Genomic DNA, 16839 nt, shown 5'->3' with positions numbered 1-16839 from the left:
TTTATTCAGCACAATGGGAGGTTTTTGGTTTTACGTTCAGATGGGTTTGGAGCATGTTTTGGATTTGAATGCCTATGACCATATCCTGTTCTTGGCGGCCTTGGCGGTACCCTTTACCTTTGCAAATTGGAAAAAAGTATTGGTGCTCGCTACTATTTTTACCATTGCACATTGCATTTCCCTGGCCCTCTCGGTTTATGGAATAGTGGAGGTTGACGTTGGAGTAATAGAATTTCTTATCCCTGTTACTATTTTCTTTACGGCAATCCACAATTTATTCCATTTTAATAAGCCTGCGGAAACCAGGAATATGGTACTATACAGTGTAGCTACAGCTTTTTTTGGCCTAATTCATGGTTTTGGGTTCTCCAATTACTTTAAGATGTTGATGGCCGGGGAAGAGGAGAAAATTTCACCATTACTTGGTTTTGCGGCAGGGATCGAGTTATCTCAAATATTAATTCTAGTTGCTGTTTTGTGCGCCAATTATATTTTTAGATCACTATTCGTGGAGAAGCAATCCCTTTTTACGCAGCTAATGTCCATTATTATCCTATGTATTACAATACCTATGTTGTTTAATACGTTTCCTTGGTAGGATTTGGTTAAATCTTAACCTTTTAGGATTGTATGGGTTGTGGGGAGGAGCTATCTTAGTACGGAAAAGTTATTTTATTCCCTATTCGCTAATATTTTCAATAAAAAGTTCCCTTACCTTTGTAAAAACAAACTAGTGGGGAGCTACTAAGGGGTTTAGTGATATTTTACGAGGAAAAAGGCCCATAAGAAATGGGAAAAATTATCGGATGAAGGAACGTAAACAGGAAAAGTACGACAAGGCGTACTTACGAATGGCTAGTGAATGGGGCAAACTCTCCTTTTGCAAGCGTAAACAGGTTGGGGCCATTATTGTCAAGGATAGAATGATTATTTCGGATGGTTACAATGGGACTCCAACAGGTTTTGAAAATATTTGTGAGGACGAAGAAGGATATACCAAATGGTATGTACTTCATGCCGAAGCCAATGCCATATCCAAGGTCGCCTCTTCCACCCAATCCTGTGAAGGCGCTACATTATACATAACTTTGTCGCCTTGTAAGGAATGTAGTAAATTAATACATCAGTCTGGCATAAAACGTGTAGTATATCAGACAGCTTATAAAGACAACTCTGGTTTGCAATTTCTTGAAAAAGCTGGAGTTCAGCTCGTTCACCTGCCGGTCATAGTGAATGTATAAATACGATTTTGAATCATGAAGAGAAAAGTTTCCTACATATGGCCTACAATAATTGCCCTAGCTTTGGCTGCGGGTATTTTTGTGGGTGGAAAATTGAATTTTAACGATTCACCTGAGAAACTTTTTACGACCAACTCCAAAAAGGACAAGCTTAATAGGTTAATAGATTATATTGATTATGAGTACGTGGATGACATCAATACGGATAGTATTGTTGATGTTACCGTAAACAACATTCTGGAGAAATTGGATCCACATTCGGTATATATTCCGAAACAGGAGATGGACAAGGTCTCTGAGAATATGAAAGGTGATTTTGTGGGGATAGGGGTTAATTTTTATATGTATAAAGATACCATTTCCGTAATTAGGACTATAGAGGATGGGCCAAGTTTTCTTAAGGGGCTGCAGGCTGGGGATCGAATATTAATGGCTGACAATGATACTTTATTTGGTGAGAACATCCCTAACAATCTGGTTGTGGAAAAACTTAAGGGAGAAAAAGGTTCCCCGGTAAGATTGCAGGTTTATAGAAAGGACGACAATAGGACCTTCAGTGTAAATATTAAACGGGATGTAGTTCCTATAAAAAGTGTGGAGGCTTATTATATGCTTACCAAGGATATGGGTTACATAAAGGTCAATCGCTTTGCCGAATCTACTTACAAAGAGTTTAAGGCGGCCTTAAGGAAATTGGAGGCCCAAGGGGCAAAGAAATTAACCTTGGATCTAAGGGACAACCCCGGTGGTTATCTAGGGATTGCCGAACAAATGGCGGATGAATTTCTGGCCGACGGAAAATTGATTTTGTTCACGAAAAACAAGAAAGGTAAGATCGATAAAATATTTGCCACCAAAAAAGGGGATTTTGAGGATAAACCCGTGTATGTTTTAATTAATGAGCGTTCTGCTTCTGCCAGCGAGATCATAGCCGGATCCCTACAGGATAATGATATAGGCACTATTGTGGGGCGCAGGTCTTTTGGGAAAGGTTTGGTACAGCGTGAAATGGATTTGGGTGACGGCTCTGCCGTTCGCTTAACGGTATCTCGATATTATACCCCAACTGGCCGTTCCATTCAGAAATCTTACGACAAGGGCAATAAGGACTATTATCAGAAATTTACGGACCGTTTTCATAGTGGGGAACTAATTTCGGTAGACAGTATCAAAGTGGCCGACTCGCTAAAGTTTAAAACCCCTAAAGGTAAGGTGGTTTATGGAGGGGGAGGTATTATCCCGGATGTTTTTGTGCCCATAGGAAGCAATGAATCGGAATATTTTGAGAGCATGGAAAGTTTGGGCTTCTTGTCCTATTTTGTGTTTGAGCATTTGGATGGGAACAGGGCTCAATATAAAGGGTATTCCAAAGAGGAGTTCATAAATAACTTTAGGGTAGATGATATCCTTTTTGAGTTATTTATAGATTATTGTCTGGCGAGAAATATTAAATTGGACTTTTATGCTTTTGAGGAAAGGATAAAATTATACATAAAGGCAACCTTGGCAGAACAGTTGTTCGACCCAAATGCCTATGCCGAAATAAAAAGTGGCGGGGATGATATGTTGAAGAAAGTGTTGGAATTGGACAAACCAACAATAAGGCAAAAGGAGGCCAATAGAATAGAAGCTACAAACTAATCTTCTTGTTCAATTTTTTTCTGGATCTTTTTGGACGTACTGTAAATCAATAATAGGGCTATGGCACATAAGGCAGCCACTATTCCTATTAAGGCTATTATACTATTTCCCTGAAAAGGGTCCTTAAAATCTACCAAGGTCACATTATAGGCTATAAGGCCCAATCCCAGTACAATGAGTACTACTATTAAAATTTTGTTCATCTGATCTTTTGTTTTAAAGATTAAAATAACTGGTTGATATTTGAGGTAAACAGCTTAACTGCTATGGCCAAAAGAATAACACCAAATATTTTTCGGATTACATTAAGTCCGTTTTTACCTAAAATACGCTCTATTCTTCTGGAGGATTTTAGGACAAAGTATACAAAAATAACATTTATTATAATGGCGATAATGATATTCTCTACGTAGTATTCGGCCCTTAATGAGAGTAAGGTGGTTACGGTACCCGCACCGGCAATAAGGGGAAAGGCTATGGGCACTATAGAGGCGCTTTCGGGTTGGTCGTCCCTATAAAGGGTGACACCCAATACCATTTCTATGGCCAAAAAGAAGATTACAAAAGAACCTGCAACGGCAAAAGAGTTGACATCGATCCCTATTAAATTTAGGATTTCTTCCCCAACGAACAAAAAGGCCACCATAATGCAGGCCGAAACAATAGATGCTTTGCCCGATTGGATATGTCCTACTTTGTTCCTTAGACTTATTATGATGGGAACGCTTCCTATAATATCTATTACAGCAAAAAGAACCATACTCGCTGTAATTATTTCCCTAAAATTAAAATTGAACTCCATAACTAAAAAAATATTATCCTAGTTTCTAACATACTTGTTTCGCCTTTTCGTGCTAAGACGCGGCAAATTTACGTTTAATTAGGGGTATTTGGATTTATTTAAAGGAAAATATATCCCTTAAAGAATTATATTTGCTGCCTAATAAAATGGTATGTTCCAACTGGGAAAAACAATAGTATCGGAGGAAATTATTGAGAACGATTTCGTTTGTAATTTAAATGCTTGTAAAGGGGCATGTTGTGTTGATGGGGAAGCCGGGGCACCCCTTGAAGATAAGGAAACGGAGATTTTGGTAGATATCTATAGCAAGGTAAAGCCCTTTTTACGCCCTGAAGGTATTGTTGAAATAGAAAAGCAAGGTGCCTTTATTCGTGGTGAGGATGGAGAATGGGAAACACCTTTGGTAAATGGCAGTGAATGTGCCTATGTCATTTTTGATGAGAAAGGTATTACCAAATGTGGCCTGGAAGAGGCTTATAATAATGGGGCTACCAATTGGAAAAAGCCGGTGTCCTGTCATTTGTACCCCATACGGGTGCGCGAGTATTCCGAACTTACTGCAGTGAACTATCATAAATGGGAAATCTGCGACCCTGCCTGTTCCTTGGGCAATGAGCTTAAGGTGCCAATTTACAAATTTGTAAAGGAGGCCTTGATTCGCAAGTTTGGCAAAAAATGGTATGCGGAGTTGGAGCAAATTGCACTAGAGCATACTAATGGGTAGGGATATGTAAGACCACTTTGGTGCCCAAGGCTACCTTATTGGAATCGTACAAGTCTATTATTTCTACCTGAAAGGAATTTTCAAAGTCCTTGGAGAAATTGGCCAACCTTTCCTTGGTAATATCGATTCCAATGGACTTTCGCTTCAAAATCTTACTTTCCTTTATTCTTTCGGAGGCATCCCGGCCAACACCGTTGTCCGTTATACTTATTTGTATGAATTTTTCATTTTCCCGGGTTACATGAAGATGAATTTTCTTTTCTCCATCTTTTGAGGAAAGTCCGTGCCAAAGGGCATTTTCCAGAAAAGGCTGTAGTATCAACGAAGGAATCTTAACCGTATGTTCGTCTATGGGGTCGTCTACGCGCACCGTAAAATTTATCTCGTGCGAAAATCTAATATTTTCAATGTTCATGTATAGGTCTATAGTCTCCAGTTCATCGGCCAGGGATATTTCTTTTAATGAGGAAGCTTCAAGAATTTTGCGTACCAATTTGGAAAATTTATTAAGGTAGTGCACCGCATTCTTCTTTTCATTGTTAATGATATATAGTTTAATTGAATTTAGGGAATTGAATAAAAAATGGGGGTTCATCTGGCTGCGCAACATACTTTGCTCCAGTGTGAGTATCTGCTTTTCATTTTTTAGCTCTTTTTGGCGATAAAGTATATAAAGGATAAAAGTTAAAAGGGCCATCCCCAATGCTCCAATAATTAAGGTATTTGTTTTTTTGCGAAGCCGAAGGTTCATAAATTCGTTTTCCCTTGCCAAGGCCTCTATTTGATTGGTTTTTTTTTCAGTTTCGTATTTTATGATCAAATCGTTGATATAACGGCGATTGACTTCACTATTAATTTCTTCGTTAAACTTTTCCGCCATTTGGTAGTACTCCAAAGCATTCTTGTAATCGCCCTTGTAAGTGTACAATTTGGATAAATAATTATACCCATGGGCAATATAACTAGGCAGATGGTGTTTTTGAGACATTTCCAATCCCGCAACTAGGTATTTTTCAGATTTACTATATTGTTTCAGTTCCATCAGTGCCCAGCCCATATTGATGTTAATGGCAGCAATAATGGACATATCCCCTAAGGATTCCGCTGCCAATAGGGTGGGATCAAGAATTTCCAATGCCTGTGTTAGTTTGTTTTGCTTTATGTAGATCTGGGCAATACTATTCTTACATATAACCCTGCCCTTATCGCTGTCAATTTCATTATTGTAATCCAAAGAGGTCCTGTAGTAGTGAAGGGCCTCTTCCAATTCACCTTTGTATTCCAAGCATTCCCCAATATTTTGATAATTAATGGCAAGGCCTAACTTATTGCCAAGCTCTTTGGCAGAAGCCATTGCCCTTTTAAATTGGGCAATGGCTATATCGTATTGTTTTAAGATTAAATAAAGGTTACCGATGCTGTTTAGGGATACATTGATACTTTTTTTAAGATCATTGGAAGGATTGTTCACGGTTTCGGCCAATTCCAAAGCTTCCTGATGGTAATCCAAGGCAATTTTAATGGCGTCACTTCTTCTATAGACTACGCCCAACATATTTAAACTATAGACCCGGAATTCTAAGTTGTTAGCTTCCAAGGCGGCCTCTAAAGCCTTTTCATGGAGTTCAACGGCCTTGGGGTAATTGGAAATATCCCTATATTTTCTTCCAAGCTGGTTAAGGGCGTAGGATTGTCCTATGGGGTATTGCTTTATTGCCGCCTCCTTATTGAAATAGCGCATATAAATGGTATCCGTTCTTTTGGGATTCAGCACGGAATCCAGTCCTTCATAGGTTGTTGGCCTTGCTTGTATTAGGCTGTCCGTTATTCTTTTAAATTCTTCTGAAACGACTTGTGAATTGGCGTTGGAATGGGAAAGAGTGGCAAAAACTAAAAAAAAAAAGGAACTAACCTTATTTAAGAATTGAAGTCGACAAAAGATAGAAAATAATAAGGAGGGAAAATTCATAATGATAGACTATATTAAATCTAGAAAGTCGGACTTTTTTTGTCTTGAAACAGGTATTTTATGGTTGGACTGTAAAATTACGTATCCATCTGTTTTAAGAAACTCCTTTATTTTGTTTAGGTTGATGATAAAGGAATTGTGAATTCTAAAAAAAGTGTCCTTTGGCAGTATTTGATTTACCTCCTTTAATTTCTTGGTAAGCAAAATTTTTTGTCCATCACTTAAAAACAACGTACTGTAATTGCCGTCGGATTCCGCAAATAGAATTTCATCACTCTGTAAAAATAATAATTTCCCATCTGTATTGATCGTAATTTTCTTTTGAAGTGAATCGGAATTGAATTTTAACAAAATCTTCTCCAGCTTTTCCGCAGTATAGTTTTTGCTGTTGAACTTTTTTATTTTGGCTATGGTGGCATTTAAATCATCTGTATCTATGGGCTTTAGAAGATAATCTATCGCTTCGTTCTTAAGAGCCTTTATCGCATATTGGTTATAGGCAGTGGTGATGACCACTGGAAACTCCTTGTTCTGTAACTTCTGAATAAATTGAAATCCATCCATCGTGGGCATTTCAATATCTAGGAACAAGCAATCCGGAGGATATTGCTCCAAATATTTTAACGCCTCAAAAGGATCCGTAAAGGAGGCGACCACTTTAATCTCATCACTAAAATTGGTCAGCTCCCAAGAAAGACTCTGTAGGGCTTTAATTTCGTCGTCTACTAAAACTGCTTCTAACATATTTAAGGAAAGATACTCAAAATTAAAAATATTGTTCGTTATGCTTTTAATATTTTGTGTCAATGGAATTGAATTAAGTATGGTTGGTGGTTATTGGATTAAGATTGGACCTTTCACCAACTGCGGTATGGCCCGATGCCTTTTTAGGAAGGAATGGAATTGTATGACTCTTGAATTAAACCGATGTCATTCATACAGGAATTTTTACCATTTACACAATTACGGTGTTTATGCTCTTGCATTTCACATACATTTGATTCACCAAATATTTCCTTAAATAGGGGATTATGTTTAACATATAGTGCCAAAACCCAAGTGATGAACAAATGTATAATGTTTTTTATCGTTTTAGTTTTAGTCCTTGTTGTAGCTGTCATTACCGACAATAAGAGCGCTACGTCCCAAGAAAATAGTTTAGTGGAACACAAGGTCGATACAAATAAGAATAGGACTCTTGTAGATAACAAGGTTTTAGTGGACAGGAGGTAGTAAGAATTTTATGTTGGCCATATAGTAGTAATCCGTAAAAATTGTTTAAGAATCAAGAGCATTCAATGACCATAAATATTAGTAAACAAAATTAACTGCCAAATAAAGTGCGGTCCTGTAGGATTATGTTTTAAATACGAACATGTCATTGTTGCAAAACTATCCGAAGGGTGTTGATGTAAATTTGAAAAACGCAATCAACTTGTAAGTTTTGGATTTCGCATAGTCTTTAGGTTTCGGGGGAACTACCTAAACGTGTGATGCCGATTCTCGTAATTCATAAATTCATTGCATCGGAAGGATCGCACCGATTTGGTGGTTATTTTTTTATTTTTCATACTGAATTTTGGGGTAGTGGAATTACCCCGGGAGGTCACAGTTCTGGTACAGCTTCTACGCCTACAGCATATTTTCATTGATTTCTTCTCGGATATAGCTTATCTTGTAGCGTACCATTCAGGATTGGACTAGTTGTGGGCAAAAAAAAATTAATAGAGCTTATCTTCAAAATATGCGTTGGTGCAATTTATCTTTATTGTGCCCAAATACTCTATTCCCAAGACCAGATTAAATTTAGACAGCTTTCGGTTAACGACGGACTTTCACAGAACAGTGCCGTTTCCATTGCTCAGGACAGTATCGGATTCTTATGGATAGCTACCCAAGATGGCCTTAATAAATATGATGGAAGCACATTTAGTATTTATCCTTTTACGTTTGCGGATGTAACAAGGGCCACACATAGTTATTTAGGGAAAGTCTATGTAGATGGAAAAGGTAATGTCTGGGCTATTCCCAGTGATCGAATTCCCTATAAATTGGATACACAGTCCAATATTTTTGTTCCACTTCAAGGAATTGAGGATGCCAGTTCAATTTTCATGGACAAGGATTTTAATCTGTGGATAGGAACTTACTCCAATGGGCTCTATTTGATGAAGGCGGATGGTGATAAGGTTAGTCAAATGCTTTCCCCCAACATTGTGGGCAGCACTATTTATAACATTACCCAAAATGAAAAGGGAGACCTACTATTGTGCATGGACAATGAAATTGTGGAATATAATTACAACAAGGTACGCTTGCAAAAAGTAAAGGCCAAAACAACAACTGGCAATCCTATAGTTACCAATTATAGTGATATTGTTACGGATAAGCGGTCCTGGGAATGGATAGGTACTTTTGGCGACGGACTTTATTTTAGGAATTCCGGGGAGAGCGTGTTTAGGCGTTTGGAAGAACTGGGCTTTAAAGACAGCTTGCCGATGGATTTGAACATAACCGACCTGCATCTGGATGCAATGGGGAGACTTTGGATCGCCACTTATGGACAGGGACTTTATCTGATTAAATTTGAACAACCATCCATTACACATTTTAGTACAGCCAAGCATAATCCCACGGCACTTCACTATAATGATATATTGAGTATTTATGAAGATTATTCAGGAACGCTATGGTTTGGCACGGATGGGGCGGGAATTAGCTATTACGATCAGTATTTGGAAAAATTTAATTCTTTTACAGATTATCAGACACCAGAGAATGTTAGTATAGATGTTGTTAGGTCTATTGTAGTTGATAGGGAGAATTCGGTTTGGATAGGTACTTCGGGCAAAGGCCTAACACAATATATCCCTGAGGATGACAGTTGGAGGACATTTAAGGCCGAAACTGAAAAAGATAATACCATTTCATCCGATCGCGTTATGAGTTTAATGATAGATAAAGAGGACAATTTATGGATAGGGACCCAGGACGGGGGCTTAAATATGCGCGACCCCAAAGGGGACTTTTTGCATTTTTCCGATACCAGTGAAAGTTCACTTTCAGTAAATACCATTTGGTCTATTTATCAAGATGAAGAGCATCGGATCTGGCTGGGAACACGTGACGATGGCCTCATTCAATTTGATAAGGGTAAGGGTGAAGTAAGAAGGTATGATTACGATCCAAATCGTCAAAATGGCATCCCTAGCAATAATGTTAGGGTAGTTACCTCGGATGGCAAAGGAAATTTGTGGATTGGCACTGAGGGCCATGGAATTTCGTTGTTCAATATTAAGGAGGAGACATTTACGAACCATCAATTTGTGACCAATGGAAACTCCTTGTCAAGTAATAGGATAAAATGCCTTTATTATGCTCCCGATAGTATACTCTGGATCGGTACCAATGGCTCAGGTCTCAATGCGTACGACATTGAAAATAACAGGTTTTACCAATACAGTGTAAGGGATGGTTTGGCAAATAATGTTATATACGGAATATTACCGGATAATGATGGAACGTTATGGCTAAGCTCAAATAAAGGTATAACCAAATTTACTCCTGCAGCGACATTGGATGCTGCGCCCAGTATTGTAAATTACAACAATTACGAAGGCTTGGCAACGGAATTTAATACCGGTGCATATTTTAAGGATGGGGAAGGCAATCTTTATTTTGGTGGTTTGGATGGCTTCTATTGGTTTAAACCTAATAAAATAAAGGAAAATACCACAGTGCCAAAAATAGCGATCACTGGTTTTGATGTGTATAATACAGCCTTCCCAATTGCGGATGGACTTGCTTTGAAAGCAAATCAGAACACACTATCCTTTAGCTTTTCCGGTCTGCAATATTCGCTCCCAGAGAAAAACCAGTACCAATATAAATTGGTGAATTTTGATAGTGACTGGGTGTATGCCGGACAAAAGAACTTTGCGCGTTATACGCGTTTGCCACCCGGTAATTATGAATTTCAAGTAAAGGCCAGTAATTATGATGGGGTCTGGAACGAAGATCCGGTCGGCTTTTCTTTTTCCATTATGTCGCCATGGTATTTGACACCTATGGCCAAATTTTCTTATGTGATCCTATTTTTATTGCTGGCCTACGGCATATATAGTTACTTAAAATGGCAATGGCAATTACAATTGAACCTTCGTTTAAAAATGGAAGAAACCGAACGGTTTAAAAAATTAAATCGTTTTAAATCAAAGCTGTATACCGATATTTCACATGAATTCCGAACTCCCCTCACCTTAATTTCTGGACCGGTGGATGCTAAATTATCCCAAGGCGGGCTGTCGGATATGGATTTTGCCAATTTTTCCATGATCAAGAGGAATATCAATCGTTTAATAGCCTTGGTGGATCAACTGTTACATTTGGCAAAGTTGGAAAAGGGCAAATTGAAATTAAAGATTTCTAAGGGGGATATGGGCCTCTTTTTGGGGATGTTGGCCTCTTCTTTCAGATATAGGGCCAGTATTAAAAGAATAGATTATGTGGTAGAAATAGGTGACTTAAAGTCTGTTTGGTTTGATGAAGATGCATTGGAAAAAATTATTATCAATCTTCTTTCCAATGCTTTTAAATATGTAAGTGAAGGAGGAACGTGTCAGTTTATTGCCAAAAGGGAAGACGGCAGAGTGCAAATCAGTGTCAAAAATACGGTAGCACAATATTCAGAAGTGGATCTGGATAATCTCTTTACCCGATTCTACCAGCAAGATGAATATTCCGAGGGCGCTGGCGTTGGTCTTTCGGTTGTAAAGGAATTGGTAAGTCTATATCAAGGTACCATAACCGTGGAAATGGAGGAGGCAAAGCTTATACACTTTGCACTGAGTTTGCCCTTAAGGAAATCCAATTTTACAAACTTGGCAGTTGTGGAATTGGACACAGAGGTGGGTAAGGCCAAATTAAATCCAGATCACAACGACTATAATTCACCCAGGCTAGATGCCGGTCATGGGAACGGGTCGGGTGATCAGCCAATTTTATTAATTGTTGAGGACCATAAGGAGATAAGGGAGTTTCTAAATTCGGCTTGGAAAACTAGGTACAGGATATTGGAGGCAATTAATGGACTTGATGGAATCAATACGGCTCTGGAAGTGGTTCCGGATATTATAATTTCGGATGTACGAATGCCCCTTTGTGACGGAATTGAACTTTGTAATAAATTAAAGACCGATGAACGCACCAGCCATATCCCCATTATATTGCTCACCGCTGGAGTAGGTGAAGATCATGAGTTGTTGGGCCTTCAATCAGGGGCAGATGATTTTATTACCAAACCCTTTAAATTAAAAATTCTTCAAGCAAGGATGGATAACCTTATTGGAAACAGAAAAGTGTTGCGGAACCGATATAGCCATGAGTTAATATTGGCGGCAAAGGATATCGCAATTACCCCAACGGATGAAATGTTTCTAAATAAGTTGCAAAGCGTGCTGGATAAACATCTTGCGGATCCCAACTTTAATGCGGAGTCGTTTTGTGAAAAGTTGGCCATGAGCCGTATGCAGCTTCATAGAAAGCTTTTGGCGTATACCGGTCTTTCCACTACTGCCTTTATCAGATCACAACGCTTAAAACAAGCCGTTCATATTTTGAAGACCTCGGATGCATCGATCAGTGAAATTGCCTATGCCGTAGGTTTTAATACGCCTTCCTACTTTATTAAGTGTTTTAGGGAAACCTACAATAAGACCCCTGCGGAATATCAGAATACATAAGAAGTATGGCAACGGAATTCCAATGTTACATATATTGCACACTTTGTTACATATCGGATATTCATTTTGGGATTGCTTAGGTATATTTAGAGGGTAGATAATTGGGCAATGAACTTTTTAAAATATGCGTTTTAGATGCTGAATTCTATGAAAGGATTACCAAGAACATTATAACTTTCATTTGGATATTACCTTATGTGAAGTATTAATAATACTATATTAACTCAAACTCCACTATTATGACATTTACAAATATTAAAGCCGTGAGCTTAGTTTTTTTAGCGATGATTGCCATTTCGGTATTCATGATCTTTGCCGCTTTGTCCCTCTAACTTCTTAAACTAAACGCCAAATAGACAAAAGGTAATAACGGGATACAGTATTATCCAAATTAATGGATGGTTATTGTGCCGAAGTAGATAAACCGAATAGTATGTTTTATATATACTTTTTGGTTTATTTTTTTTGTTCCATATTTTGAAAGAAACCCGTCTTAATTTTTCTTTTTCGATTTGGACTACAAAGGTAATGAACATCACTTGCGAACCAACATTTCAACATTTTGTGTTAAAAACTTTGTGGTTAATAGTGAGTAATACACTTTAGTTATTGGGGGTATTTTGCAATCTTTGTTATCTCCTATCGAGGGCCAATTTTCGCCTAAGTTTAAGAAACCCTATAAATCTAAAAAAGATATGTCAGCAGCTATAGAGCCGATTCTGCAAGAAAACCTTAACCGATTTGTTATTTTTCCTATTAAACATCATGATCTGTGGGATTGGTATAAAAAGTGTGAGGCTAGTTTTTGGACTGCCGAAGAAATTGACCTACATACGGATCTTAATGATTGGACCAACAAGTTGAATAGCGATGAGCGTTATTTCATAAAACATATTCTGGCCTTTTTTGCTGCCTCGGATGGTATTGTAAATGAAAACCTGGCGGAAAATTTTGTAAGTGAGGTCCAGTATGCCGAGGCAAAATTCTTTTACGGGTTTCAAATAATGATGGAAAATATTCATTCTGAAACCTATTCACTTTTGATCGATACTTATGTAAAGGATGAAAAGGAGAAGGATTTGCTTTTTAATGCCATAGAGAATTTTCCGGCGATAAAGAAAAAAGCGGATTGGGCGTTGAAATGGATAGAATCCCCCAGTTTTGCAGAACGTCTAATTGCTTTTGCCGCTGTTGAGGGTATTTTCTTTTCCGGTGCGTTCTGTTCTATATTTTGGCTTAAGAAAAGAGGGTTGATGCCAGGGCTTACTTTTTCCAATGAATTGATATCCAGGGATGAGGGCATGCATTGTGATTATGCGGTTCATCTTCACAACAACCACCTTGTAAACAAGGTTCCCAAAGCTCGTATTACCGAAATTTTGGTGGACGCCTTGAATATTGAGAGGGAATTCATTACAGAGTCACTTCCAGCTAGTTTAATAGGAATGAATTCCAAGTTGATGACACAGTACCTTGAGTTTGTAACAGATCGTTTGTTGGTGGAGCTGGAGTGTGATAAAGTATATAACTCTACCAACCCTTTTGACTTTATGGATATGATTTCCCTGCAGGGCAAAACCAATTTCTTTGAAAAAAGAGTGGCCGAATATCAAAAGGCAGGGGTTATGAACAAGGATAAAGATGACGATTCCCAGAAAATCAGCTTCGACGCGGATTTTTGAGATTTAGGATTATAGTAAAAATCCCCTTTGGGTTATAAGGGGATTTTTATGCGACGAATTTGATATGTTAACGTTTTTAACATATCGGGCCATAACCCAAATTTATGTATCATTTAAAAAAATTGTAGCAACATGTATGTAGTAAAAAGAGACGGCAGAAAAGAGCTGATGATGTTCGATAAGATCACGGCTAGAGTAAGAAAATTGTGTTATGGACTTAATGACCTCGTGGATCCATTAAAGGTTGCCATGCGTGTAATTGAGGGGCTTTATGATGGGGTAACTACCTCGGAGCTGGACAATCTGGCTGCTGAGATAGCGGCTACAATGACTACTTCACACCCAGATTATGCAAAGTTGGCAGCACGTATATCCGTTTCCAATTTACATAAGAACACCAAGAAATCCTTTTCGGAAACGATGAAGGATCTTTATGAATACGTTAATCCAAGAACAGGAAAAAAAGCACCTTTACTATCCGATGAGGTTTATAAGGTTGTTTCTGAGAATGCGGACAGGTTGGACTCTACTATTATTTATAACCGGGATTTTGGCTACGATTATTTCGGGTTTAAGACTTTGGAGCGTTCCTATCTTTTGAAATTGAATGGGAAGATTGCGGAAAGACCACAGCATATGCTTATGAGGGTGTCCATCGGGATTCACTTGAACGATTTGGATTCGGCCTTGGAGACCTATGAGTTGATGTCCAAAAAATACTTTACACACGCTACACCTACCTTATTCAATTCTGGCACACCAAAGCCCCAAATGTCATCTTGTTTCCTTTTGGCAATGAAAGACGATAGTATTGATGGTATTTATGATACACTAAAACAAACCGCGAAAATTTCACAATCCGCTGGGGGTATAGGTCTTTCCATTCACAATGTAAGGGCTACAGGTTCTTATATTGCCGGTACCAATGGGACCTCCAATGGTATTGTACCCATGCTACAAGTTTTTAACGATACGGCACGGTACGTAGATCAGGGTGGTGGAAAGCGTAAAGGTAGTTTTGCTATCTATGTTGAGCCATGGCATGCGGACATATATGATTTCTTGGACCTGAAGAAAAATCATGGAAAGGAAGAGATGAGGGCTAGGGACCTTTTTTATGCCATGTGGATTCCGGATTTATTCATGAAAAGGGTAGAGGCCAATGAGAATTGGACCCTAATGTGCCCCAATGAATGCCCCGGACTCTTTAACCATCACAGTGAGGAATTTGAGAAGTTGTACACCAAATACGAAGCGGAAAGCAAAGGGCGCAAAACAGTTAAGGCGCGTGAGCTTTGGGAGAAGATTTTGGAATCCCAAATAGAGACCGGAACACCATATATGCTTTACAAGGATGCCGCCAATAGGAAGAGCAACCAACAGAATTTAGGAACTATTCGTTCCTCAAACCTTTGTACGGAAATATTGGAATATACTTCTCCTGATGAGGTGGCAGTATGTAATTTGGCCTCTATTGCCCTTCCCATGTTTATTAAGAACGGGGAGTTTGATCATAAGGAGTTGTTTAGGGTCACAAAACGTGTCACCAAAAATTTAAATAGGGTAATAGACAGGAATTATTATCCTATCAAGGAAGCCGAAAACTCCAATATGCGCCATAGGCCTATTGGTTTGGGTGTTCAAGGTTTGGCAGATGCATTTATTATGTTGAGATTGCCATTTACCAGTGACGCGGCCAAGGAATTGAATCAAGAGATTTTTGAAACGCTATATTTTGCTGCGGTTACTGCTTCCATGGAAATGGCTAAGGAGGAGGGGGCTTACTCTTCCTTCGAGGGCTCCCCAATATCCCAAGGTAAATTCCAACACAATTTATGGGGCGTTAAGGATGAAGACCTGTCCGGTAGATGGGATTGGGCAAAATTGCGTAAAGAAGTGAAAAAGAACGGGGTTCGCAATTCCTTGTTGGTGGCGCCAATGCCTACAGCTTCTACATCCCAGATATTGGGCAACAATGAGTGCTTTGAGCCATATACCTCCAATATTTACACGCGAAGGGTGTTGTCCGGGGAGTTTATTGTAGTAAATAAACACCTATTGGAAGATTTGGTAAATCTTGGTCTTTGGAACGAGAATATGAAGCAGGAATTAATGCGTGCCAATGGATCTATTCAGCATATTGAGAGTATTCCTGAGGATATTAAGGAATTGTACAAAACGGTTTGGGAATTAAGTATGAAGGATATTATTGATATGTCCAGGCAACGCGGTTATTTCATAGACCAGAGTCAGTCCCTAAACTTGTTCATGGAAAATGCAAATTATTCCAAACTTACTTCAATGCATTTCTATGCTTGGAAGAGCGGACTTAAAACGGGCATGTACTACCTAAGGACCAAAGCGGCTGCGGATGCCATAAAATTCACTTTGGACAATAGCAAGAAACAACAAATCCCTGATGTTGTAAAGGTGGATACCTTGGTGGAAGCCCCTGTTGTTGCCAAAACTATTAAGGTGGAAGCTACTTCGGTTAATCCACAGGATACGGAAGTAGAGCCTATGACGGCAACTGAGATGAAGGAATTGATTGCCAAGGCAAAAGAGGGTCAGGCAGATGACGATTGTTTAATGTGTGGCTCTTAAATGGCTTGTATTGCATGGTTGTGATATAAAAAAAGACCCGAAGTTCTCTTCGGGTCTTTTTTTGTCTATAGTAAAAGGGAAATTACAGGAATGTATCATCCCATTGAATATTGAAATACACTGCCTATTATCACTTGGAGATATAAGGTTTTAATACAAATGCACATAGGAATGCTAAACAATAAATTACTAGAATTGTGGTGTAATTATCCATTTTGCCCCGAATTGAATTAGCTTATTGATTTATATACGATGAAAATGGAAAAACGGACTATAATTATGTCAAAATCAGGAGAGTAATATAATACACCAGTTTCATTTTTTAAAATGATGGTGATATATTATTCTTCCCAGGACGAATAATATAAGGTAGATCGCTATGGTATAAAAGTAAAGTTCCATCTTGTTTCTTTGACGGGGAAACTAGATGGAACC

11 protein-coding genes are annotated in these 16839 nt (G+C 38.5%); 7 read left to right on the top strand and 4 right to left on the bottom strand.

Going from position 1 to position 16839, the window contains the following annotated elements; translation table 11 throughout:
* Nucleotides 1-13: 13 nt before the first annotated feature.
* From MWU84_RS11125 to MWU84_RS11115, 3 genes are all read left to right on the top strand, one after another.
* On the top strand, nt 14-598 hold the full coding sequence (locus MWU84_RS11125) for a HupE/UreJ family protein (RefSeq protein WP_246901554.1): 585 nt from the start codon (nt 14-16) through the stop codon (nt 596-598).
* 208 nt (nt 599-806) lie between these two features.
* Nucleotides 807-1241, top strand: coding sequence for a dCMP deaminase family protein (locus MWU84_RS11120; RefSeq protein WP_246901553.1), 435 nt, complete (start codon nt 807-809; stop codon nt 1239-1241).
* A gap of 15 nt (nt 1242-1256) precedes the next feature.
* A complete protein-coding gene (locus tag MWU84_RS11115) occupies nt 1257-2882 on the top strand; it encodes a S41 family peptidase (protein ID WP_246901552.1) in 1626 nt (541 codons plus the stop codon).
* Here MWU84_RS11115 and MWU84_RS11110 read toward each other — a convergent pair.
* Nucleotides 2879-3085 carry a hypothetical protein gene (locus tag MWU84_RS11110; protein WP_246901551.1) on the bottom strand — a complete coding sequence of 69 codons (207 nt, stop codon included), beginning with the start codon at nt 3083-3085 and terminating at the stop codon, nt 2879-2881. The genes MWU84_RS11115 and MWU84_RS11110 overlap by 4 nt on opposite strands.
* 20 nt (nt 3086-3105) lie before the next feature.
* Entirely contained in the window at nt 3106-3684 is a 579-nt protein-coding gene (locus MWU84_RS11105) for a MarC family protein (RefSeq protein WP_246901550.1), read from the bottom strand.
* 151 nt (nt 3685-3835) lie between these two features.
* Here MWU84_RS11105 and MWU84_RS11100 point away from each other — a divergent pair, with 151 nt between their 5' ends.
* Nucleotides 3836-4408, top strand: coding sequence for a DUF3109 family protein (locus MWU84_RS11100; RefSeq protein ID WP_246901549.1), 573 nt, complete (start codon nt 3836-3838; stop codon nt 4406-4408).
* Here MWU84_RS11100 and MWU84_RS11095 read toward each other — a convergent pair.
* Both MWU84_RS11095 and MWU84_RS11090 read right to left on the bottom strand, forming a co-directional pair.
* Nucleotides 4398-6377 carry a tetratricopeptide repeat protein gene (locus MWU84_RS11095; protein ID WP_246901548.1) on the bottom strand — a complete coding sequence of 660 codons (1980 nt, stop codon included), beginning with the start codon at nt 6375-6377 and terminating at the stop codon, nt 4398-4400. The two genes, MWU84_RS11100 and MWU84_RS11095, sit on opposite strands and share 11 nt — an antisense overlap.
* A 9-nt stretch (nt 6378-6386) precedes the next feature.
* The gene (locus MWU84_RS11090) at nt 6387-7121 is read right to left on the bottom strand and encodes a LytTR family DNA-binding domain-containing protein (protein ID WP_072859978.1); all 735 of its coding nucleotides are present in this window, start codon (nt 7119-7121) and stop codon (nt 6387-6389) included.
* A gap of 962 nt (nt 7122-8083) precedes the next feature.
* On the opposite strand from MWU84_RS11090, the gene MWU84_RS11085 reads away from it, so the two are divergent.
* From MWU84_RS11085 to MWU84_RS11075, 3 genes are all read left to right on the top strand, one after another.
* Nucleotides 8084-12118, top strand: coding sequence for a two-component regulator propeller domain-containing protein (locus tag MWU84_RS11085; RefSeq protein WP_246901547.1), 4035 nt, complete (start codon nt 8084-8086; stop codon nt 12116-12118).
* Between the two features lie 695 nt (nt 12119-12813).
* A complete protein-coding gene (locus tag MWU84_RS11080; RefSeq protein WP_246901546.1) occupies nt 12814-13800 on the top strand; it encodes a ribonucleotide-diphosphate reductase subunit beta in 987 nt (328 codons plus the stop codon).
* Nucleotides 13801-13932: 132 nt separating this feature from the next.
* Nucleotides 13933-16404 (top strand): ribonucleoside-diphosphate reductase subunit alpha, encoded by a 2472-nt coding sequence (locus MWU84_RS11075; RefSeq protein ID WP_246901545.1) that lies wholly within the window; start codon nt 13933-13935, stop codon nt 16402-16404.
* Nucleotides 16405-16839: the final 435 nt, after the last annotated feature.

The organism is Arenibacter sp. F20364 (genome assembly GCF_023015905.1).
In the GTDB taxonomy this organism is placed as follows: domain Bacteria; phylum Bacteroidota; class Bacteroidia; order Flavobacteriales; family Flavobacteriaceae; genus Arenibacter.
This window is presented reverse-complemented; position numbering and strand designations above follow the sequence as displayed.

What these genes read in the sequence shown, in the direction of transcription:
- MWU84_RS11120 (WP_246901553.1), top strand. Translation starts at nt 807, where the DNA reads ATGAAGGAACGTAAACAGGAAAAGTACGACAAGGCGTACTTACGAATG.
- MWU84_RS11095 (WP_246901548.1), bottom strand. Translation starts at nt 6,377, where the DNA reads ATGAATTTTCCCTCCTTATTATTTTCTATCTTTTGTCGACTTCAATTC.
- MWU84_RS11090 (WP_072859978.1), bottom strand. Translation starts at nt 7,121, where the DNA reads ATGTTAGAAGCAGTTTTAGTAGACGACGAAATTAAAGCCCTACAGAGT.
- MWU84_RS11105 (WP_246901550.1), bottom strand. Translation starts at nt 3,684, where the DNA reads ATGGAGTTCAATTTTAATTTTAGGGAAATAATTACAGCGAGTATGGTT.
- MWU84_RS11100 (WP_246901549.1), top strand. Translation starts at nt 3,836, where the DNA reads ATGTTCCAACTGGGAAAAACAATAGTATCGGAGGAAATTATTGAGAAC.
- MWU84_RS11075 (WP_246901545.1), top strand. Translation starts at nt 13,933, where the DNA reads ATGTATGTAGTAAAAAGAGACGGCAGAAAAGAGCTGATGATGTTCGAT.
- MWU84_RS11125 (WP_246901554.1), top strand. Translation starts at nt 14, where the DNA reads ATGGGAGGTTTTTGGTTTTACGTTCAGATGGGTTTGGAGCATGTTTTG.
- MWU84_RS11080 (WP_246901546.1), top strand. Translation starts at nt 12,814, where the DNA reads ATGTCAGCAGCTATAGAGCCGATTCTGCAAGAAAACCTTAACCGATTT.
- MWU84_RS11110 (WP_246901551.1), bottom strand. Translation starts at nt 3,085, where the DNA reads ATGAACAAAATTTTAATAGTAGTACTCATTGTACTGGGATTGGGCCTT.
- MWU84_RS11115 (WP_246901552.1), top strand. Translation starts at nt 1,257, where the DNA reads ATGAAGAGAAAAGTTTCCTACATATGGCCTACAATAATTGCCCTAGCT.